Here is a 20,151-nt window from a genome sequence, read left to right as displayed (position 1 = left end):
TTCTCACCGCCGATATATTGCCGCGCCCGACGGATGACGAAGAGCTTCACCAGATTTACTGAGAAGAGCGTCGCCAGAGTGCCAGGTCTTCGGTACTGTTCCACACGCGTCGAATCATTGGTAGTTGACACCACGGGAGGACGGAAGATGCGGCTAGCGCCTCGTCCCTTTGATCCGTTGGGCGACACCATGAAACGACGCCCAGGTGCCGGCGGATGGCCCAACCCCGCCAGCGACTCCTGGTGGTGCTGCTGCCGGTCAACAACTCCTTACCCATAACCGGTGGCAGACGGGCAGCTTTCCCTCAAGCCCCCACCGCCCGCGGGAAAGCTGCCCGTACACCACTTTTGAGCAGCTGCGGCACGGTTCGCTCGGCAAGCGAACTGAAGTGATTGTGCCGCAGATGAAAACCCTTCTTAGGGGAGAGGATTCCCGCCTCCAGCCCATCGCCCGCGCTAGAAGGCGAGCGCCCGCCGCAACACCGCGACCGCCTCGGCGCCTTCGCGCTGTGAGATCGCCGCGTCCGGGATGAGGGCCGAACCATGAAAGGTCCCGGGAAACAAATGCAATTCGACGGTCACCCCGGCGGCCAGCAAGGCCTGGGCGTAGGCGATGCCCTCATCCCGCAGCGGGTCGAACTGCATCACCGAGATGTAAGCGGGCGGCAATCCCGCCAGATCGGTCGCGCGCGCCGGAGCGGCATAGCTGGATACGTCATCGGAGCCGGCGCGGCCCGCGCCGAGGTAACAGTCCCAACTGGCCACGGCCTTCGGGCGATTCCACAGCGGGGTGTCGGTGAAGGCGGTCATGCTCGCGGTGGCGAGCCGGTCATCGAGTTCGGGCACCCCGAGGAACTGAAACGCGATGCGCGGGCCCTTGCGATCGCGGGCCAGCAGCGCCAAACCGGCACACAAGCCGCCGCCGGCGCTGACGCCGTGGATCGCGATGCGGTGCGGATCCACCCCGAGCTGTTCGGCATGCTCCGCCATCCAGACGAGTCCGGCGTAGACGTCCTCGAGCGGCCCGGGAAACGGCGTCTCCGGGGCGAGCCGGTAGTCGACGGCAACGACCACGACACCGAGCGCGCGCGCCAGCCCGACGTTCCCGGCGTGCTCGGTCTCCAGGTCGCCGGCGATGAATCCGCCGCCATGCATGCTGTAGACGGCCGGGGATAAGGCGATCCTCGCAGTCCACGCCGGTCAGGTCCGGGGCCGGCAACTGGGCGATCATCGCCGATAGGGACGACCGCATCGCCGCGGGATCGGCACCGTCGAGTTCGGGCAGCATGGACACCACCGCGGCGAGCTCGGGATCGAACGCGTACGTCATCGTGGCCTCCTAGCCCCCGGGATACCGCTATTAACGATGATAGTATGTTGTTAACAAACGTTAGAAGCGGGATTGGTGATGGCGCCCAACGACCTCGGACAAATGATCGTCGAGCACTACGCGGTGAGTGGCACGGACTTGGCGGAGGCATTGCAGAGCCTGCCGTCGATCCGGCCCGATGCGTCGGCGCTGTCGGAGGCGGACGCGGCGCTGTTCGACGAATCGGACTTCGCCGAGGATGACCGCGCGTATGCGCGTGTCACGGTGGAGACGCTCGGCCGCGTCGCGCGTCTCATCAACACCGCGTATTCGGGTGGCCAGGTGGCCGAGCTGCTCGGCGTCAACGAATCTCGGGTGCGTCAGCGCCGCGCCGACCGCACGTTGTGGGCGATACAGGATCGCGGCGGCTGGGTCTTTCCCGCTTTGCAATTCGAAGACGAGGCCGGGCGGCGCGGTCAGATCCGCGGGCTTGACCAGGTATTGCCGGCGCTGCCGGACGACCTGCACCCCGTGTCGGTTGCCGGATTTCTCACCGCACCGCAGGCCGATCTGCGCGTCGATGGTCGATCGGTGTCGCCACTGGACTGGTTGCGCAGCGGCGGCGACATTCGGCTGGTGCTCAGCGTTGCCGAGGTCGCCGACTGGGCCAGCAGGTGAGCGGCGACGAAACCCTGGGCGATCCGCCCTCGAAAGAGGAACTGCGGGCAATCGGCATCCGTGACGACGAACTGCGCGCAATACGGCGGTCGGAGAAATGGTGGCGCGTGCACCGCACCGCGGGCAAACATGTCTTGGCCTGGAACGAATTCCGGGCCTATGGGCCGTTGCTGAGATTCGACCCGCACCCCGAGCCCAAGGGCGACCATCCGGGCCACGGCGTGTGGTACGGAGGCTCCGTGCCCGGCGCGGCGCTCGCCGAAGCGTTCCAGGAGCACCGCACCATCGACCGGGTTCGCGAAGCGCCGTACTTAACGTCATTGCGGTTTACCCGAGACCTGCGCCTGCTCGACGTCGCCGTCGACAGCGTCGGGGCGTGGCCGACCCGAGCCGGCGGCACGTTTGCCATGTCGACCGCACCCCATGCGATCACCCAACGATGGGCCCGCGTCATCGTTGCGGCGTTCCCGACCCTGGACGGGATGCGATACAACAGTCGATTCGCCGGCAACGCGTGCATCGCGTTGTTCCCCCCGGCCGCAACGGCAATGCCGCCACGGCCATACACCTCACACCCGTTGACGCACCCCGGTCTCGCAAAGCGCATCGCCGGCGTCGCCGACCGTCTTGGCTACTCGATGGTTTAAATCAGGCCCGTCAGTTCCGTCGACAGACCACTGACGCTGGTGTGGGTGACGGCATGTGCCACGTCGCGGGTCACCGCGATCGGGAAGTGCAGCGTCGCACCGGCGACCTCGTCGACGCCGGTTTGCACCGCATTCACGATGGTCGTCGGATCGCCGGTGCCCAGGGCCGCCCAACTGTTCCAGGCCGCGAATTGCGGCGCCGTGATCAGGTTGCGCACGTCGACGAACAGCTTGGTCGGCAGGGTCGGCGGCCCGACGGGTATGCCGTCCCAACTGGTCATCGTCCAGCCGCCCTGCGGGCTGCCCTGCACCACGACCACGCCGGTGTTGGGCAGCGGGTGGGTGAGCATCAGCAAGGGATTCGGGTTGTTGACGTTCATCAGCGTCCCGACCTCGATCGCGAATTCGCTGGAGAACGCGACGTCCGTGATTCGGCCGGTGGCAGGGTTCACTACGGGGTTCGTCATGGCGGTGCCGTACATCGTCTGCATTGCGTTGGTGAAGCCCTGGTCGAAAACGATCCCGTTGATGTGGGCGGTGCCGGGGGCGAGCATCGGCACGATCGGGAATCCGAGCGTCCACGCGACCGGGGCCACCAGATACATCAGGCCCTGGGGGCTGATGTCCGGGGCGCCGTCGAAAATGCCGGCGCTGATCTCGTTGAGCCCGGGCAATATCGGCGCGTTGGTCATGCCGGCGAAGAAGGCGGTCTGCTGCACCCTGGTCAGCTGCGACTCGAAAACCCCCGCGAAGTTGCCTTGGCCACCGAGCACGGCGCCGATGGCCGTCGCCTGTTGCTGGCCCAGCGCGGTGAGTGGCAGGCCGGGCACGGCCGTGTCGATCAGGTTGGCCGCGTTGCCGATTGACTGCCCGTGCCGCACGAAGTCGATGACGATCGACTGCTGGTTGCCGCCGGTGCCGCCGATGGCCGCGGTGATGATCGGGGCGAGCGCCTGACCGAGCGGGCTGTTGTCAAAGGCCTCGACGATGGCGTTGATCGGGCCGGCCAGGGGGGCGGCGGTGGCCGCGCCCAGCGGCCCCCGCATCGACGTGGCGATGCCGGCCTCCGTGGCCGCGTACGACGCCGCCGCCGCGCTCAGCGTGCGCGCGAACTGCTCGGAATACGTCGCCGCCCGCGCCGCCGCAGCCTGATACTGCTGGGCGTGGGCGCCGAACAGAGCCGCGACAGCCGCCGACACCTCATCGGCCCCCGCCGCGGCCAGTTCGGTCGTCGGGATAGCCGCTGCCAGATTGCCGGCGCTCAGCGCCGAACCGATCTGCGCGACGTCCGCCGCGGCCGTCTCCATGGCGTCGGCCCCCACGACCACAAACGACATCGCCCACCCCCGTCGCTCCTGCGTACTCGCCATGATGAAGCTCGGCGCCAGAAAAAATACGCGTATCGACAGATTCGAAATCGAGCATCGCGGTTTGCACTTCCGCGCCCGTCGACTCAGCCCGTAATCACTTCTTCCACGGCTGCGGATTGTGCACGATGTTGTTGTAGTACGTCGCGATGTCGTCGTCGACCCGCGTGACGGTGTCGTTGCCCAGCGTCCGGCTGAGCGCGCTCGACAGATCGCTGTCGTAGCTTTCGACGGGATTGGCGTCGCGCCATGCCTGGGGCATTTCGGCGTAGGTGGCGATCCGCATGGGGCCTTGGGGCTGCTGTGGGTCGACGGGCCGGTAGAACTCCGGTCCGAGGCCGTCCAGGGGTTGGCCGGACGCCAGGAATCCGTCGAGCACGAGCCGCGGCGGTGCGGTGTGCGGCAGGTCCGGGATCGACGGCGTGGTGGGCTGGGGGCCGACGATGTCTTGCTCCATGGCCGCGCCGATGAGACCCGCTCCGTCGCCGACGATTCCGGCTCCCGGGACCGGAAGCGCGCCGACGCCGAAGCTGCCGCCCTTGGTGAGGACTTCGTAGGCCGACTTCTTCAGGTTGTATGCGGCCATCGCGTCGGAGTTCGAGGCGTTGAACGTGCCGACATCGACGAGGCCTTTCAACCGGGCCGCGTACTTGAGGCCTTCGTCGTGGTTGATCAGGTCGGGAACGTGGTTGCCCACGGCTTGGGCAAAGCGGCTGTCGGCCTGGATGATGTCGCGGTCGGCGGCGCCGTTGAAATAGTCCGACGCCGTCTTGTCGGTGCTCAACACCGAGAAAATGCCCTTGGCCACCGGCCAGGAATCGTTCTCCTGGTTCTCGGCGGAGTCGGGGGTGGAGAAGAATTGCGACAGGTCGTTGTGTTCGCCCGCGATGTTGGGGATGTACGGCGCCAGCCCGTGCGCGAACGACCGCACGAGCGCGGGATTGGCCCCGCCCAACGTGGTGGTGCCGAACCCGTCGGGCAGCTTGAGCAGGTCGCCGGCGTGCTGTCCCAGATAGGTCGCATAGGAATGCGCGGTGCGGCCCGCGATCTCTGCTTCCGCCCCGGTGGGGTTCTCCGTCCAGCCGAACAACGAGCCGACCGCCTTGCCGCCGTCGTCCCACCGATTGTGGGTGACGTCGGACAAGAACTGATCGCGACCGCCACCGGTGATCAAATCGGTCACGCGCAGGTGATCTCGGCCGGCGGCGCGGAACACGTCGTCAAGGACGCTGCGCTGATCGCCGTGCAGCAGGCTGTGGTCAAGCAGCTGCCCATGCGGGAGTTCCTCGTGGAGTTCGCGTGCACCCCAGTCGAGCATCGCTTTGTCCAGTTCCGTGCCGTGCTGCAGTGCCGGGTTTCCGTCGCCGGCGATCCGCGTGATCGACTCCATATCGTCGGCCGACCAGCGAGATGACTCGTTGCCGGTGAGCGTGTCCTGCACGCTCTGCGGCAGCTGAGAAAACCCGCCGCGCGTCGTGTCCGATCCCTGCTTGGCCCCCACTTTCAGCGCAGTCTTGGGGAAGGTGAGGCTCGGGTTGCTGATCAGCTGCAACGAGTCGCCGACCATGTTCTTCTCGACCCCGAGGCGTTGTTCGGCGGTTTGCAGCTGGGGGACGGTCATCCCGTGCTCTTGAGCCTGCAGCTGACTCAAAACCGCTGCCTGCTCTGCGCTTAACGGCGTCTTGCCGGCGAGCTGGTCGGCGGTGATGGTGCCCAGCACCCCGTTGACCCGGGCGGCGGCGCCCTTGTCGCCCCCGAGCGCATTGTGCACGTCTCGTTCGGCCGTGTCGGGCGTCTCGGCCTCATGGCCGTCGGCGCCCCACACCCGGGCGGGGTCATATCCATCGGTGGCCAGGTTCGACTGCCCGCTGTGCAGAATCTGCGAATAGGTGCCGCGGATCGAATGCAGCTTGTCCACCGCCCTTTTGGTGACATCTACCGCGCCGGCCTCACAAGAATCGATGAATTCATCAAGCGCCCGCAAATCCGCGTTCGTTTTCACATGTTGTTTCATATCCACGGCTTGGGCAATTAAGTCGTCGAGCTCGTGCAACGAGGTTTCCAGCGCGGAGATCGTTGCGTTGCCGCCCTTTTGCGCCTCGGCCAAGGCCGCCGCGACCTCTTCGAGATGAGCCCCGATCTTGGGCAACTGCTCGGACTGCGCCCCCAGCGCCTGCGCGGTGCGCTGCACCTCAGCGGAGTCGTTGATCGCATTGTCGCCGTTTTCGTGAGTCCAGGCCGCCTCGAAGCGGCGGCGCGCCTGCTCGAACGTCGCGTCGGCCTCGGCGGTGGATCTGCCCGCGCCGTGAAAAGCGCCGGCCAGGGCGGAGATCTGCGCCGGACGACCTGCTTGCAGGCTTTGATTGATCGCCCAGGGATCACCGCCGGCGGCCGCGATCAGCCCCGGAATGCTGATGTATTGGAGCTGCATACCACCCCCGTCCGAACTCGAGATCAGACTACTGCCGCAGAGTCGCGGGTCAATTCAGCGCATTATTACCGCGAAAGCGCGACTATCGACATGTTTCTTGAGCGGATGCGTCGCTGGTTGCACTTTGGCGGCAATGGCTTATTCGCGGCCGACAGATACTCAGCTGAGGCATCAAACGCGGAATCACCCCGCCAATGTACCGACGTTTTCGTCCTATAGCGTGTCGGGTTATGTCGACCTCGGAGCAGCCGCGCCGTTGGGGCAAGACTTCCGCTACACAGCAGCGGATCCTTGATGCGGCGACGGACGTATTTGCAGCCAGGGGGTTCACGGTGGCGACGATGGCGGATTTGGTGGCCGCATCGGGCGCCAGCATCGGCAGCATTTACCACCATTTCGGTGGTAAAACCGAATTGTTTTTGGCGATGTTCGAGCAAATGGCCAATGCCGTTGACCGTCGTATCGAGAAGACGATGCGGGAGGCCGGAGACGGGGCCGACCCGCGGCGCATCTTCGAATTGCACGTGCGGGCCTACCTCGCGGCCATGTGGGAAAACCGGCGCCTGGCCAGGGTCCTGACGTCCGAAGACACGCCACCGGGGTTCGAGGCCGCCCGTCGCGGCCGAATGCAAGCCGCCTTTCGGCACTGGATGGCGGTGCTGGAGCTGGATAGATCGGTGCGCGGGCAGCTGCTGAGGCGTGTCCTGGTGGCGACCATAGCGGAGTCGTCGCTGATGGTTGCGGAGTGTGAGGATCCCGACGACGTCCCGGCCATCACCGACGCGGCGGTGGAGTGGATCGACCGGATTATCGGGTGAAGTCCCTGCTGTCGCCTTCCCGAGTTGGGACGGTCTGCCAGCTCAGCGGGGAGGGGTCCTTCAGCTCATCGTCGAAATGCCACCGCGGTCCCTCAACGATCATCACCAGCAATAGCCCCCCGGGGATCGTGACCATGATGGCCGAGGGCCCCCGTGCAAATGGCAGATAAATGCCGGTGGCCACGACCGTGGGTATCGTCGTCGCGCGCGTGAATTCCTTCGCTCATTGCCCGTCTTCGCCGGCGCTACGCTCGAATTCGATACCAGCGCTCTCCCTGATGAGCCGGTGGAGCTGTTTAAACAGTGGCTTCGTGAGGCGGTCGATGAAGGCGTTCCCGAGCCGCATGCGATGACGTTGTCGACCAGCGACGAAACTGGACCCGCACATTGCTCTGGCCCTGAGCCTCAGTCGTCGACGAACATCGGCCACGCGGGCCGCCTGTCACGACACGGCGCAGGCGACAGTCTCGGCGACAAAATCAGCTGCCTTCAAACTGACCCACCAACCAGTGAAAACGGCTCGAGGGCGTCAGTACAGCGGGACCCAGACGCCGAAGAACCAGTAACCCCAACCACCGTACTGCCAGTTGAACACTGGGAAGACGGTGAAGGTGTTGTACTCGAACGGGCCGAAATCGGACCGAGCGTAGGCGACGTCGCGCGGCGGCCCCGCGGGAACGAACGTCCAGTTCAGCATCGTGGGCCGGGGCGCGCCTCACGCCCCGACGGCGGGGTGGTTTGTCCCCTCGCCGGTGCCGTGGTTTGCGCGCTCGGCGGGGTCGTTTGTCCGCCGGGCTGCGTGGTTGCCGTCGTCGGCGGCTCGCTGCCGCGCGTCCACGACGGGTGGGTGCTTTCGGTGGCCGGCGCCTGGGTGGTGGCCGGCGGCTGCGTGCTCTGGGTCGCCGGCGGCTGCGTGCTCTGGGTCGACGGCGGCTCGGTGCTCTGCGTGGCCGGCGGCTGGCTTTGGGTGGCCGGCGGCGCGGTGCTATGCGTGGCCGGCGGCTGGCTTTGCGTGCTCGGCGCCTGCGTCTGCGGCGGGGTCTGCGGGGCCGGCGTCGCGCCGCCGCCACCGCCGCCGCCGTGGCAGTTCGGGCATGGCGGCGGCGGATCCAACGGCGCAGAGCTGGCGAATCCCGGATTCAGCGCGGAGATCCCGAGCCCGGCAACCAGAGCGGCAGCGCCGGCAATACGTTTCATCGACATGGAATGCGTCCCCTCTTGGGTGTCATCGCCTGCGCTACGGGCAGGTCACGTCCAGCTCAAATGGCTTGGTCACTGTCGTCGGCTGCTGCGGGTTGCTCATATCGGTACCCGTCGCCGTGCCCTTGATCGCGTAGGACTTGCCGTTGACCGCGGCCCCCGCGTTGCTGGCCTGGTTCGGGGCGGCGTCGGAAAAACCTAACGCGATGCCGTTGACGCTGCCCAGCCCGACCGAATGAACGATGGGCGGATTGTCGGTGCTGAGCACGGCGCCGATGCCGGCAGTCGCGTCACCGATTCCGATGGTGACGACGCCGTTGGCCGTGTTGCACGTGACCTGGCCGCTGACGTTCTGATTCTGGCCATCGACGGTGAGCTGGGGGCCGGACGCCGCCGGCGCCCCCGAGCTCGATGATGCGCCAGTGCTGGACTTGTTGCTCGAACAGCCGGCACACGCCGCGACCGCCAAGGCCACACCCGCAATGCCCACCACGATCCCACGCTTCACTACTGCTCCCCTTCGTGTCGCTGGTTCGCTACCTTTCCCCCGTTCTTACCATTTGCAAACGTTTGTTCTCACGCGCCCGGTGGGTCAGGGCAGGACGCGCAGCCCCCACCTGCCGCGCAGGGGGTCCACCAGCGCGAAGTACGTCGTGTAATCGTCGCCGTCGGGGGATGACATCAGCAGGCCGACCGCGCTGACGGTGCCGTCGGGGTTTTTCACGAAGCCGGGACTGCCGCTGTCGCCGTTGAGGCTGTACACGCTGGCCTCGACGACGTCGTTCTGCACGTCTTTGACGGTCCCACACGTCTCCCCGGTGACCGCGCCGATCTTGCAGAACGGCATGCCGACGTGAATCTCCGTCGCACTCAACACATCCCGGACCAGATACTTGCCGCCGACGTGGCCGTCGGGCGCGCCAACGCTCGGGTCAAGACGGATGATCGCGGCGTCCCTCGTGTCGCCCTCTTGCTCGCTGGCCGTGATCCTTCCGAGCGGCACGTCACCCCTGTAGCTCCATACCGAATCGTCGTGGCGGTCGCAGTGCCCGCTGGTCATCAGGTAATAGCTGCCGTCGTTGCCTTGAGCCGCGAAGCCCGCTGTGCACGAGCTGTTTTCATCCTCGACCTTCATGCCCGGCGCCACCCCGGGATCGGCCAGCACGGGGTGCGCCAGCGCCGTCGCGGCAATAACCACGGCAGCAATCGCCCCCAACCCTCGCAACCGACGCAACCTCACGCAGCCTCTCTTCTCGCGTAGGGCAGCATGGTAACAGCGCAACCCAATTCTGGTCAGGTCGAAGTCATCTGCCGCCCGCCCGCCCGGCTCGGAGCGGAGGTTGCGTGTTTGCTATCGGCGGCGAGTATCTCACTGAGGACCGCGAAGCTAATTAGCGAAAACTGCTCGGGCAGTATGCGAAACGGGCGTCAGCCGGCGTCGACGTGCGGGGCCAGGAAACTTAGGACGGCCTCGGCGAAGATGTCGTTGCGGTCGCCGGCGACCATGTGCCCCGCGCCGCGCACATCGGTGAACTCGACCTGCGGGAAGCGCGCGAGGAACTCGTCGGCGCGCTCTTGGCTGACCAGGTCGCTCACCTGGCCCCGAATCAGCAGCATCGGCACGCCATTGCGCAGTATCGCGTCGACGGCCGCGTGCATGCGATCGGCGTCGGTGACCTCGAACGGGGGGTGTGGCGCCGTGCCGCTGATGAACTGCGGATCCCAGTGCCAGTACCAGCGATCGCCGCGGCGGCGCAGGTTGGTGGTCAGACCGTCGAGGTCGGTGGGGCGGGGACGGTGCGGGTTGTATTCGGCGATCGCGTCCGCCACCTCTTCCAGCGAGCCGAACCCGGACTCCACCCGGTCGGACATGAAGTTATGGATGCGGGTCGCCCCGGACTGCTCCATGTTGGGCACGATGTCGACCAGGACGACAGCGCTGGCGGTGCCCGGCGAGAGCTCGCCTTCCAGGAGCATCGAGGTGAAGCCACCTAGGGACGCCCCGACCAACACCGGCTGCGGCGGCAACGTGCGCAGCACCTCTTGGACATCGGCGGCGAAGCTGACCACGCGATAGTCGCCCTCGCTCGACCAGTCGGATTCCCCGTGGCCACGCAAGTCGATCGTGACGGCCTGCCACCCGCGCTTGGCCACGGCCGCCGCCGCCTTGGCCCACGAGCGGCGGGTCTGCCCGCCGCCGTGCAGAAACACCACGGCGCGAGCTCGGGGATCGCCCAGGCGGTCGGCCACGATGCGAACACCGCCGGTCCCGCGGGTCGAAAACGTTTCGGGTGCGCTCGTCACCAGGAGATAGTAAGACGATCTCGCGATGTCCCCGCGCTTCCATGGGAATTAGTCGGCTCCGAAGAGTTTGGCGATCCGCCGGAAGAACCTCTGGATCAGGTCGGGGTCATCGCCGCGCGCGCCGGTGAGGGCTCTGATGAGCATTCCGCGCAGCTGGCGGCGGTCGCGTCGGTTAACCAGCTGCGTACCGCGGTCAAGTTGGAGCCGCGCCCCGAAACCCGATCCTCGGCCTGAGCCGGAGCGGTCGATCACCAAGACTTCCGATGAGCAGGGTACGTGTTGGCGGATCAGGCTTCCGCACCCCGAGGCGGCGAAATTCGACGCGGCGCTGGCCTCGCATCGCGACGCGCTGATCACCGAGTGGAAACACGACCGCGGCACGGGTGCGGCCGCCTCCGAGAGCACACCGCAGCTCCCGGGCACGCTTGAGGCGTTTCTGCGCCTGGTCGAGGCCGGCTGGGATGCCGGGGCGGCGCGGCGCCCGCACGGGCAGCACACCACGGTGGTGGTGCACCTCGACGTGGCCCAGCGCGTGGCGGCGCTGCATCTGGGTCCGCTGCTCACCGACGCCGAACGCCAATACCTGAGCTGTGATGCCACCTGTGAAGTCTGGTTCGAACGCGACGGCCACCAACACCACCCAACAATTAAGTTGGCTAGTGTTGGGGCATAAAGCATTTCGTGTGCGCCACCCGCTGTTATCGGATCCTGGAAAAGCACGCCCGACAACATCAAGATCCCCACTGAGACGTGCGCACTGCTTTCAGCCAAGTCGGGTCGTGTGGGCACGACCTTCGAAGCGGTTCCTTTCGCAACGATTGCTAGCCGCCGAACGCGATTCAAACGCGCGTTCGCGCTATTGGGGACGGATCGCGACGCGCTCCCTGATCTGTTCTCGAACTTGGCTGTAGACGTCGACATTGATAGCCGGGGCGACCCACAGCGACACAGCTACCGCGTAATCAACCCTGCGCCCCGACAACCCACCGGCCTGCTCGTAACACTTCACGCGGACACTCATATCCGATCCCTGCCCGGAGGCGAATGCCTTTTCCATCTCCCAGAGCTGATGCTGTACGGTCGCAGCCCCGCGAGTAGTCACTGCCGCTGGATGACCAGACGGAGCACCAAGTCTCGGAGTCGCCCCAGCGGGGCAAACAAAAGATAGCGCCGCGCAACGATATTGGCGATAACGCCAGTTGACCGGCGAAAGCCAGGCAAGGGTCGCCTCGATACGTTTGGCCTCACGGACGTTGAGTCCGTCCGGCAACGGAAACAACAATTCCTGCTCTTCGGCCGCTCCAATCGATCCAAGGAACAGAACCACGGCTTCGTTGCGAGCGCAGCCATCCGCGTAATCCCTTGTGGCCACACCGTTGCCGACCGCGACCTCAGGCGACAGCGGTGCGTAGGCTAAGTCGCTCGGCCATTCAGTACCGTGAACCAGTAATGCCTTTAGCGCAGCGGCTCGCTGCCGGCGAGTTATCGGAGTGCCCGCGGCGATCTCATCGACAAGATCGTGAAGCCGCGTGGCCTGCCGCGAGATGAGGCCGGCAGCGAAACTGGTCCCCGCCACGTGTGTTTCGTTGGCTTGCGGCGGTGTGGCGACCTTGAGACCAGGCCCGAGGGCAGTCTGACCGCGAAAAGCTATGACGTCCTGCGGAGTTGCGACTTGTCCGTAGAACGCTCGGCCACCAGGCGCTACCAGGTCTGGCTTGATGCTACGGCGGTATCCGCTTCCCGTCGGCGTCACGGGGCTGATACTCGGATGCCCGTCGGTGGGATCGACAACATAGCCCTTGGCAACCGCCGAAGAACGATCGTCGTGGATAGCACCGACGGTCACTGCATTGACAGACTCCGCTGGCGCCAAGATTCTGCGTTCGTTTTGTCGTCGATCGATCGCATCCAGGAGAACCTGGCGTCGCTCTGCACCCGTTGCGCCTACGAGTTCGGCCGATGTTGACGGGAACAACCTGTCGGCTGCCAGGTGAATGGGACCACTTCAGAGCTGGTTTTGCCATGAGCATGGGACCACCTGTTTGCCATTGATGGGACCACTCGACTGGCTGGTTTGCCAGTTATGGGACCACCCGGCGTGGTGTCGGGTTCTTCCGGTAGTTGGGCCGCTGTATTGGCCTGATGAGCTACCGGGAGGTGTCGGTGATCGAGATCGTGGAGATGCTGCGGCTGTGGCTGCAGGGGTTGGGGTTGCGGGAGGTGGCCCGGCTGTCGGGCACCGACCGCAAAACGGTGCGACGCTACGTCGACCGAGCCCGTGCTAGTGGGCTGGACCGCGATGGTGGAGACGGTCAGCTCACTGATGAGTTGATCGCGGCGGTGATTGCCGGAGTGCGTCCGCACCGGCCCAGCGGCAAGAGCCTGGCGTGGGAGACGATCGCTGCAGAGCATGAGCAGATCAAGGCCTGGCTCAAAGACGGATTGACGCTGACCAAGATCCACACGCTGCTTGGGCGCCGCGGTGTGGTGGTGTCCTATCGGACGCTGAATCGTTACGCCACAACCGAATTGGATTTCGGACGCCGTCAAGCCACGGTGCCGGTGGCCGACTGCGAACCGGGTGCGGAGGTGCAGGTCGACTTCGGCCGCCTCGGGATGCTCACCGACGCCAGCGATGGTCGGCGCCGAGTCGTGCAGGGGTTGATCTTTACCGCGGTGTATTCGCGGCACATGTTCGTCTGGCCCACCTACCGCCAGACCCTGAACGATGTGATCGCCGGGTTCGATGCGGCGTGGGCGTTCTTCGGCGGGGTGTTCGCGGTGGTGATCCCTGACAACATGAAAGCCATCGTCACCACCGCGCATGCGACCGAGCCTCGGCTCAACGATGCGTTCCGCGAGTATGCGCAGGCTCGTGGGTTTGCGGTCGACCCGGCGCGGGTGCGCAGCCCGAAAGATAAGCCACGGGTGGAACGCATGGTGCAGTATGTGCGATCGAATTTCTTTGCCGGAGAAGATTTCCGGGATCTCAATGACTGTCGCAGCCGCGCCGAACATTGGTGCGCTCAGACCGCCGGTATGCGCATTCACGGCACCACCCGCCTGCGGCCGGCCGAGGTGTTCATCGGCGATGAGCTGCCCGCACTAGGGCCCGTATCCGACACCGCCTTCGACGTTCCGATCTGGACGCGCCCGAAAGTGGCCCCGGACCGCCACGTCCAGGTCGCCAAAGCCCTCTACAGCGTGCCCGGAGAGCTGGTCGGCAAGCGCATCGAGGCCCGTGCTGATGCACACTCGGTCAAGCTCTATTGGCGTGGTGAGCTGATCAAGGTGCATCCGGTCGTGGCCCCGGGTCGCCGCCATACTGATCCGGCCGATCTTCCCTCTGAGGTGTCGGTCTATGCGATGCGTGATCTGAATGCCCTGCAGCGCAAGGCAGCCGCCCACGGCACCCATGTCGGCACCTACGCGGCAGCGGTGCTCGAGCATCCGCTGCCGTGGACCAAGATGCGTCAGGTCTACCGGCTGCTGGGGCTGGTGCGCCGCCACGGCGCCGAGGAGGTCGACGACGCGTGCCGGCGTGCCCTGGACGCCGAGGTGATCGACGTCGGGCTGATCGAGCGGATCTTGACCCGCGGCGGCGGTGAACAACTGCCCCTGCTACCGAAACCGCCCGGGGCAGCGTCGCGGTTTGTCCGAGAAAGCTCTGATTTCGCGGTGCGGAGGCCTTCATGAGCCCACAGCGCCCCGACGCCACGCCGGCGGTCAAGCCAATCGAGGTGTCCGGCGAGCTCAAAGCGTTGATGCGCCGCCTCAAACTCGGCCAGCTGCTCGACACGCTGCCCGAACGGCTGGCGCTGGCCCGTACCAACCGGCTACCACACCACGACTTCCTGGAACTGTTGTTCGCAGATGAGGTCACCCGCCGCGACCGCGAATCCGCGACCCGGCGCGCCAAGGCCGCCCATCTCGATCCGGCCATGCAGCTACAGGCCTGGGATGACTCCGCCGCCGTGGCTTTCGATCAACAACTATGGGCCGAGCTGACCTCACTGCGGTTCCTCGCCGACGCCTACAACGTGCTCGTCATGGGACCGGTAGGAGTGGGAAAGACGTTCTTGGCCAACGCATTAGGTCACATCGCGGTACGCCGGCATCACAGCGTGCACACCGAACGGGCCGACAAAATGTTCAAACGCCTTCGCGGGGCACGCCTGGACGGCAGCTACGAAGACGAGATGCGCAAACTGCACCGCGTCGAACTGCTGATAATCGATGACCTCGCGCTGCACCGCCTGGAGGCCACCGAGACGACCGACTTCTACGAGATCATCGTCGAACGCCACCGCGCCGCATCGACCGTCATCACCAGCAACCGCGAACCACCCGAGATCCTGACCATGATGGCCGACCCGCTGCTGGCCCAATCCGCGATGGACCGACTGCAATCAGCGGCCTACGAACTCGTCGTCGAAGGCGAGTCCTACCGGCAACGCCAGAAGCCAGGAAACCGAAAGCCGGCCTCTCCGACTGCGTCGGATTGACCGGCAACCACCCCTTCCGCCACTATCAACACACGGCCTACAACCGGAACAACCCGGTCCCATGCTCATGGCAAACCAGAGGTCCCATCACCCTGGCAGGCGACAACAACCTCAGCGTCCCATGGTTTCCGGCCGAAATCACGATGAGAACGCCATACTCATAACTCAGCCAATCGATGATGCGCGCCCAGGACGACACGACGGTGTCGAATGGTGAGGCAGGATCGCCCACCGAGATGTTGACAATGGCGACGCTCGGGCCCGCTGCCGCCTGGTCTGGTGTGCCCTCGAATAGTTCGCGGAAGACGCGCCACATCAGATCCGGTGCCAATTCGTTGGGGGGAAGCTCCTCGGTCCGATCGCTCGTCTCCTCAGAGGGCACCAATACCGGACGAACCAAAACCGGCCGCGCGGCTGGTGGCTGGTTCGAACCACGATCTCCCCAAACAGCTACCGAGGCCGTCCAGGTCCCGTGACGTCGTTCGTCAACCGTCGCCGAACGAGCGAGATCGTCAGGGTCAGAAACGATTACGCGATCTCGCAGTAGAACATGGTTCGCCATGGGCACGCCATCAAACAGGCACAGTACTGGATCCCCACCGGGTAGCGGATCCTCGATGTCGCCGTGAATCTCTGTCGGAGGGCCCGCGATCGGAAGCGACTGCCCGGTAACCCGCAGGTACATCACGTTGGCGGAACGGACTACCTGAACACCGTCGAAATCGCCAGCCGCAAGCCAGCGAAGCAGTTTGGTCGGTACCTCGCACTTGAGCCCGTGATATCCGATCTGATCAATGATCCGCACCGTGGTGACGCGGCCTCCGGCTTGTTCGACCAGAGCAGTGACTTCGCGCTGGCTCTTGTCGCGCACCGAAGCGGTTCGGCGATACCAGAGTTCAATTTCGATCGAGTGCAGGCGATCGTCGATTCGCCCCTCGAAATAGTCGGCCCAATCTATCGTGCGGAGCCGGTCTTGCGGTCCCCAGGGGCGAATATCCCGAAGGTGTGCGAACAGGTTGCGCAGCGGCGAATAGCCGCGCGGCAGTTGCTGCGTGTCTTTCCAGGCGCGCCACAGCGACAGCAGATTGTCCAGCGCTGCCTGATTCACGCACAGCGCGTGCAGGCACGACGAAACGAAGGCATTCCTGGGCTTCTCGCTCATGAGGCGAACGCCGTCGGATGGCAGAACGGCATCCTCGACTTCAATTAGGATCTCGATGCCCAATCTCTCCGCGACGTTGCTGAGGTCGATCTGCTCATCAAGCGCCTCGAACACCAGGACCAGCTGTGGATCGGCGGCTTGGATCGATTCGGCGATAAGGATTTGATCACCGATGGCGGCCAGCGCTTCCTCGAACCGCGCATCGATGCGACGAGCCCGCGCGGCTGTATCGGTGAACTGAATTCGGCCACCTCCGCCACGTCGAGGTGCGATCGGACGAGGCGCAGCGATCCGTCCCAAGATCACCGGCCGGTTCGCGCCGACCTCACCGTCGGGCGGCATTAATCTGCGTCATCGCCATCGCCAGCGCGGGCGGCCCACTGCTTGAGCACCTGCTGGGTGACAGCCGCGCCATCGGGCTCGGGCCCACACAGGATCGAACGCCGCTGCACGTCGAGCGCGAATTCCTCGAGTTCGGCGAAGCTGACCCGAGCGAGCCGGTCCGCGACGGTCCGCGGGCTTAGTCCCAACTCGATTCCGGTCTTGGCCGACCAGCCCTGCAGCCATTCGATTTTCCCAGCCCTGGTGGGGTGCGGAAGCTCCAGCCGCAGCTGCATCCGGCGCCACACGGCCCTGTCAAGCAACTCCGCATGGTTGGTCGCAGCGATCACGACAACATGGCTCGGAAGACGGTCGACTTGCAGCAGCAACGAACTGACCACCCGCTTGATCTCGCCCGTCTCATGGGTGTCACCGCGTTCCTTGGCCACCACATCGAACTCGTCGAAAAACAAAACACATGGCCGAACGCGCACCGCGTCGAACAGCGCCTCCATCCGTGACGCCGTCTCGCCGAGAAAGCTTCCGATCAGACCCTCGTATCGAACGCTGAGCAGCGAGACCGCAAGCTCTGTAGCGATCGCCTCCGCCAGCGATGTTTTACCCCCGCCGGGGGGACCCACGAGCAGGATGCGATGACGCGGCTCGACACCATGGCTACGCAACAGATCGCGTCGATAATGCTCTTCAACAAGTTGCGCCACGGACTGGCGCGCTTCCGCAGGCAAAACCAAATCCGCTATACGGCGCTCGGGCTCCTGCTCATGGAACAACCCACGGGTGGCCTCGTTGCGACTCAACGCCGTCACGCTGGTCGCATTGACGGACCTTTTTCGGCGAAGCGCCACGGTGAGCTGCGAGGCCAGCACGTTATGCTTCTTATTCTCTTCTTCTGCGATCAACGCCTCCGCGGCTCGACGAAAAGCCAAGTCGTCACCACCAGCGCCGGACTGAACGAGCGCCAAGAGGAGATCCGCACGGGCCATGGTCTCGTTCCCCTCATCCCACTAGGCACTCAACCGTGCAACACATGCTACCGAGCGCCCACCAAGCAGGGCGAAGCCGCGCCGACCTGCGCAGCGTAAACCCGGCACTGCCTTGGACGAAACGCCAACGTTGGCGGTTCCGCTGTTGCCGGTTGCCACTCGCCGCGTCGAGTTGGTCAGCGCGTGGACTGCAGGCTTACGACGACGCGGCCGCGACGGAGCACATCGATGGTTTCGCCGGCCGCTACGCGGTCCAGATATCTGCTGGCACCGGCGCGCAGTTGGCCGATACCGACACGGATCGGTTCAGGCGAAGCACTGTCGGGAGATGTCGCGCGAAAGCAATTCAAAATGCAGCTCACAATGAGCAGTCCGTGGTCGCGGGCCAAGGCTTGATCGCTGGATTGTGCGATTTGAAAGGACAATTCAGTCAAGACGCCGCGCATAGTTGCCGTGAGGATGGCCGACGCGTACTCATCCTGTCCGGCGGGTGCGAGCATGTCGACAAATGCTCGTACCAGGTCGGCGTAGCAATGCGCGACGCGTTCTCGCCAGCGTTCCCAGCCCATAGCCGCGGGGCCTTCCTTGAGCACAACGGTCTGGTATGCGGGTTGGGTGCATGCGTCTAAGAATGCAGCGACGCCGGCGCGTGCTTGTTCCCGCGGGTCTTGGTGCTGGTCGATGGCTTCGCTTATCTGGACGGACGCGTCGTGTTGGAGGCTTTCGAATACGGCAACAAATAGACCCAGCTTGCTACCGAACTGATGTTGCAGGACTCCACGGGTGACGCTCGCTTCGTAGCATATTTGTGTAATTGTGGCCTCGGAATAGGCTTGCTGGGAAAAGATTTCGCGTCCTGCTGCCAGGATGTCGCGTCGGGTGGCCTCTGCGATGCGGGCGCGGCGGGTGCTGCGTGTGGCCATACGTGCCTCTCTCCCTCGGGATCGCGTGATGATGAAGAAGTCAAGGGGAATAACCAACGGAGGTCACATATTGCATACATCCGACCGCGCACGCGGCTTCTCAGAGAACTCAAGAGCGCAGCCGAACGCGCGTAGGCACACCTCGGTGAGGTCTGCCCGCGAAATCTTCTGTAACTGAACCCATTTCACGCAGGCCGCACGAACGAACGCCAACCAACCCTCTACGGCGACCTCGGTGACATCGCGCAGACGTCCCTCCGCGACGAGTTCGTCGATCAGGCGTTGGCCGACCGCGTTCAGCTCTTCGGTGACGATCGGCTGGATTGACGGGTCATCCGACAATGCGCCGCGGTTGATCGCGATCGCTTCAAAGGGGTGATCGACAAAATATTGGATGTAGGCCTCAAGTCCGTTAGCAAGCTGTTCTGCGAGCGGTAACCGCGGATCAGGGCTGGCGCGTGTCAGCAACCGGTTACCAGCTCGCTTGAATATCGCTATGTAGAAGTCGCGCTTGTTCGGGTAGTAGCGATACAGCGTTCCCCTCGACACACCTGCGTGGAGAGCGACATCCTCCATCATCACATCTTCATATGACTTCTCCGCGAACAGCGCAGCTCCGGCATCAAGCAGCTGTTCGCGTCGATGCTGCGGCTCTAGCCGCTGTGGAGTCATGCCTTAACGGTTTTCAGGTCGGGGAAGGAGTCATCTAGGTCGCGGGCAATCGGAAGGCACAATGCACGGACGATTTCCGCCGCCCTCCAATAATCGCAACTGGCGTCGATCTGACGTGGGCTGCACGGTACCCGAAACAGGCTCGGAATCTGGTGCGGCTTGGAACAATTCAATAAAGCCGTTCCATGACTTCCGCGGCCAGCAACGTAACGATTCTGACTGCGGCGCTGATCACTGCCTATGCTGCGGCGAGCTGGCGAACACGCAGGACGGATAGCAAATTTCAACGCGAAATTACCCGCGAGTAGGGCTCCCGGCCCCGAAACACACTGCCGCACAACCAACTTCGATGGGTAAACAACGTGGACCGTCCGCGGCCCGCGGGGACGAAACGGCGTTTGCAGGATGGCATACGTTGGAAATAGTTTCAGTTTTAAATACCATGGAGTGCGACCAGGCCACTCGAAAACCATCCGGTTGCCTCCCGGTCCCGCGTGCCGCCGGCGCGCGATCGAGCTGACGCCCACTGACCACGGCACGGCCCCCATGACGCATCACCGAGGCCCGATACGAACGGCTGGCAGCTCAGACCCGCCTGAAGCCGCCAGGTGCCGCGGGATGGCATCGGTTCGGTGACAAGTTGGGCTCGCTATCCCCGACAGCACGCGCCGCAATTGTGGCCAAAAACGCTGGTAGGACCCGGGCCGGCCCGGTGAAATGCGCCCCGCTCCGCGCGGGTGAGCCTCGTTACATCCACCCGCTGAATTGGGGGGATCACAGCAAGCTCACGCATACTTGACGGCATGCTGCA

Annotated in this window: 18 protein-coding genes and 1 pseudogene; 6 read left to right on the top strand and 13 right to left on the bottom strand. The window is 64.8% G+C overall.

The genetic code is table 11. The annotated features are described in order from the left end of the window. Positions 1-455 precede the first annotated feature (455 nt). Positions 456-1,154 (bottom strand): alpha/beta hydrolase, encoded by a 699-nt coding sequence (locus tag MTAB308_RS19495; RefSeq protein WP_216823682.1) that lies wholly within the window; start codon positions 1,152-1,154, stop codon positions 456-458. 277 nt (positions 1,155-1,431) lie between these two features. On the opposite strand from MTAB308_RS19495, the gene MTAB308_RS19490 reads away from it, so the two are divergent. Beyond that, positions 1,432-1,986 (top strand): DNA-binding protein, encoded by a 555-nt coding sequence (locus tag MTAB308_RS19490; RefSeq protein WP_245831450.1) that lies wholly within the window; start codon positions 1,432-1,434, stop codon positions 1,984-1,986. Then, positions 1,971-2,633 carry an RES family NAD+ phosphorylase gene (locus tag MTAB308_RS19485; RefSeq protein ID WP_077101360.1) on the top strand — a complete coding sequence of 221 codons (663 nt, stop codon included), beginning with the start codon at positions 1,971-1,973 and terminating at the stop codon, positions 2,631-2,633. Before MTAB308_RS19490 ends, MTAB308_RS19485 begins: the two co-directional genes overlap by 16 nt. Here MTAB308_RS19485 and MTAB308_RS19480 read toward each other — a convergent pair. Continuing rightward, a complete protein-coding gene (locus MTAB308_RS19480) occupies positions 2,630-3,970 on the bottom strand; it encodes a PE domain-containing protein (protein ID WP_077101358.1) in 1,341 nt (446 codons plus the stop codon). The genes MTAB308_RS19485 and MTAB308_RS19480 overlap by 4 nt on opposite strands. A gap of 127 nt (positions 3,971-4,097) precedes the next feature. Next, positions 4,098-6,431, bottom strand: a complete 2,334-nt coding sequence (locus tag MTAB308_RS19475) for a putative alpha/beta hydrolase (RefSeq protein WP_077101356.1) — start codon at positions 6,429-6,431, stop codon at positions 4,098-4,100. A 341-nt stretch (positions 6,432-6,772) separates the two neighbouring features. Between MTAB308_RS19475 and MTAB308_RS19470 the strand changes: the two genes are divergently transcribed. Then, on the top strand, positions 6,773-7,249 hold the full coding sequence (locus MTAB308_RS19470; RefSeq protein ID WP_245831449.1) for a TetR/AcrR family transcriptional regulator: 477 nt from the start codon (positions 6,773-6,775) through the stop codon (positions 7,247-7,249). Between the two features lie 529 nt (positions 7,250-7,778). Here MTAB308_RS19470 and MTAB308_RS30475 read toward each other — a convergent pair. The 5 genes from MTAB308_RS30475 to MTAB308_RS19450 all read right to left on the bottom strand — a co-directional run bounded on the left by MTAB308_RS30475 (position 7,779) and on the right by MTAB308_RS19450 (position 10,753). Further along, positions 7,779-7,946 (bottom strand): hypothetical protein, encoded by a 168-nt coding sequence (locus MTAB308_RS30475; protein WP_173842208.1) that lies wholly within the window; start codon positions 7,944-7,946, stop codon positions 7,779-7,781. Then, positions 7,940-8,446 carry a hypothetical protein gene (locus MTAB308_RS28995; protein WP_157900979.1) on the bottom strand — a complete coding sequence of 169 codons (507 nt, stop codon included), beginning with the start codon at positions 8,444-8,446 and terminating at the stop codon, positions 7,940-7,942. The genes MTAB308_RS30475 and MTAB308_RS28995 overlap by 7 nt, the downstream gene beginning before the upstream one ends. Positions 8,447-8,486: 40 nt before the next feature. Continuing rightward, positions 8,487-8,957, bottom strand: coding sequence for a lipoprotein LpqH (locus tag MTAB308_RS19460; RefSeq protein ID WP_077101350.1), 471 nt, complete (start codon positions 8,955-8,957; stop codon positions 8,487-8,489). Between the two features lie 84 nt (positions 8,958-9,041). Next, positions 9,042-9,689, bottom strand: coding sequence for a S1 family peptidase (locus tag MTAB308_RS19455; RefSeq protein ID WP_077101347.1), 648 nt, complete (start codon positions 9,687-9,689; stop codon positions 9,042-9,044). A gap of 188 nt (positions 9,690-9,877) precedes the next feature. Continuing rightward, positions 9,878-10,753 carry an alpha/beta fold hydrolase gene (locus MTAB308_RS19450; RefSeq protein ID WP_216823681.1) on the bottom strand — a complete coding sequence of 292 codons (876 nt, stop codon included), beginning with the start codon at positions 10,751-10,753 and terminating at the stop codon, positions 9,878-9,880. 93 nt (positions 10,754-10,846) lie between these two features. Here MTAB308_RS19450 and MTAB308_RS19445 point away from each other — a divergent pair. Beyond that, a pseudogene (locus MTAB308_RS19445) lies at positions 10,847-11,381 on the top strand (DUF222 domain-containing protein); the annotation flags it as partial. A gap of 228 nt (positions 11,382-11,609) precedes the next feature. Here the strand turns inward: MTAB308_RS19445 and MTAB308_RS19440 are convergent. Then, positions 11,610-12,728 carry a S8 family serine peptidase gene (locus tag MTAB308_RS19440; protein WP_281253122.1) on the bottom strand — a complete coding sequence of 373 codons (1,119 nt, stop codon included), beginning with the start codon at positions 12,726-12,728 and terminating at the stop codon, positions 11,610-11,612. A gap of 167 nt (positions 12,729-12,895) precedes the next feature. Between MTAB308_RS19440 and istA the strand changes: the two genes are divergently transcribed. Both istA and MTAB308_RS19430 read left to right on the top strand, forming a co-directional pair. Next, positions 12,896-14,449 carry an IS21 family transposase gene (istA, locus tag MTAB308_RS19435; protein WP_077097370.1) on the top strand — a complete coding sequence of 518 codons (1,554 nt, stop codon included), beginning with the start codon at positions 12,896-12,898 and terminating at the stop codon, positions 14,447-14,449. After that, entirely contained in the window at positions 14,446-15,258 is an 813-nt protein-coding gene (locus tag MTAB308_RS19430; RefSeq protein ID WP_077097804.1) for an ATP-binding protein, read from the top strand. The genes istA and MTAB308_RS19430 overlap by 4 nt, the downstream gene beginning before the upstream one ends. Positions 15,259-15,295: 37 nt before the next feature. On the opposite strand, the gene MTAB308_RS19425 is transcribed toward MTAB308_RS19430, so the two are convergent. From MTAB308_RS19425 to MTAB308_RS19410, 4 genes are all read right to left on the bottom strand, one after another. After that, positions 15,296-16,762, bottom strand: a complete 1,467-nt coding sequence (locus tag MTAB308_RS19425; RefSeq protein ID WP_108637359.1) for a S8/S53 family peptidase — start codon at positions 16,760-16,762, stop codon at positions 15,296-15,298. Beyond that, on the bottom strand, positions 16,762-17,745 hold the full coding sequence (locus tag MTAB308_RS19420) for an AAA family ATPase (RefSeq protein WP_077101345.1): 984 nt from the start codon (positions 17,743-17,745) through the stop codon (positions 16,762-16,764). Before MTAB308_RS19420 ends, MTAB308_RS19425 begins: the two co-directional genes overlap by 1 nt. 176 nt (positions 17,746-17,921) lie before the next feature. Beyond that, positions 17,922-18,668 (bottom strand): TetR family transcriptional regulator, encoded by a 747-nt coding sequence (locus MTAB308_RS19415; RefSeq protein WP_077101343.1) that lies wholly within the window; start codon positions 18,666-18,668, stop codon positions 17,922-17,924. A gap of 63 nt (positions 18,669-18,731) precedes the next feature. Further along, positions 18,732-19,340 (bottom strand): TetR/AcrR family transcriptional regulator, encoded by a 609-nt coding sequence (locus MTAB308_RS19410; RefSeq protein ID WP_077101341.1) that lies wholly within the window; start codon positions 19,338-19,340, stop codon positions 18,732-18,734. Between the last annotated feature and the right edge of the window lie 811 nt (positions 19,341-20,151).

This window comes from Mycobacterium terramassiliense, assembly GCF_900157385.1.
In the GTDB taxonomy this organism is placed as follows: Bacteria; Actinomycetota; Actinomycetes; order Mycobacteriales; family Mycobacteriaceae; genus Mycobacterium; species Mycobacterium terramassiliense.
This window is presented reverse-complemented; position numbering and strand designations above follow the sequence as displayed.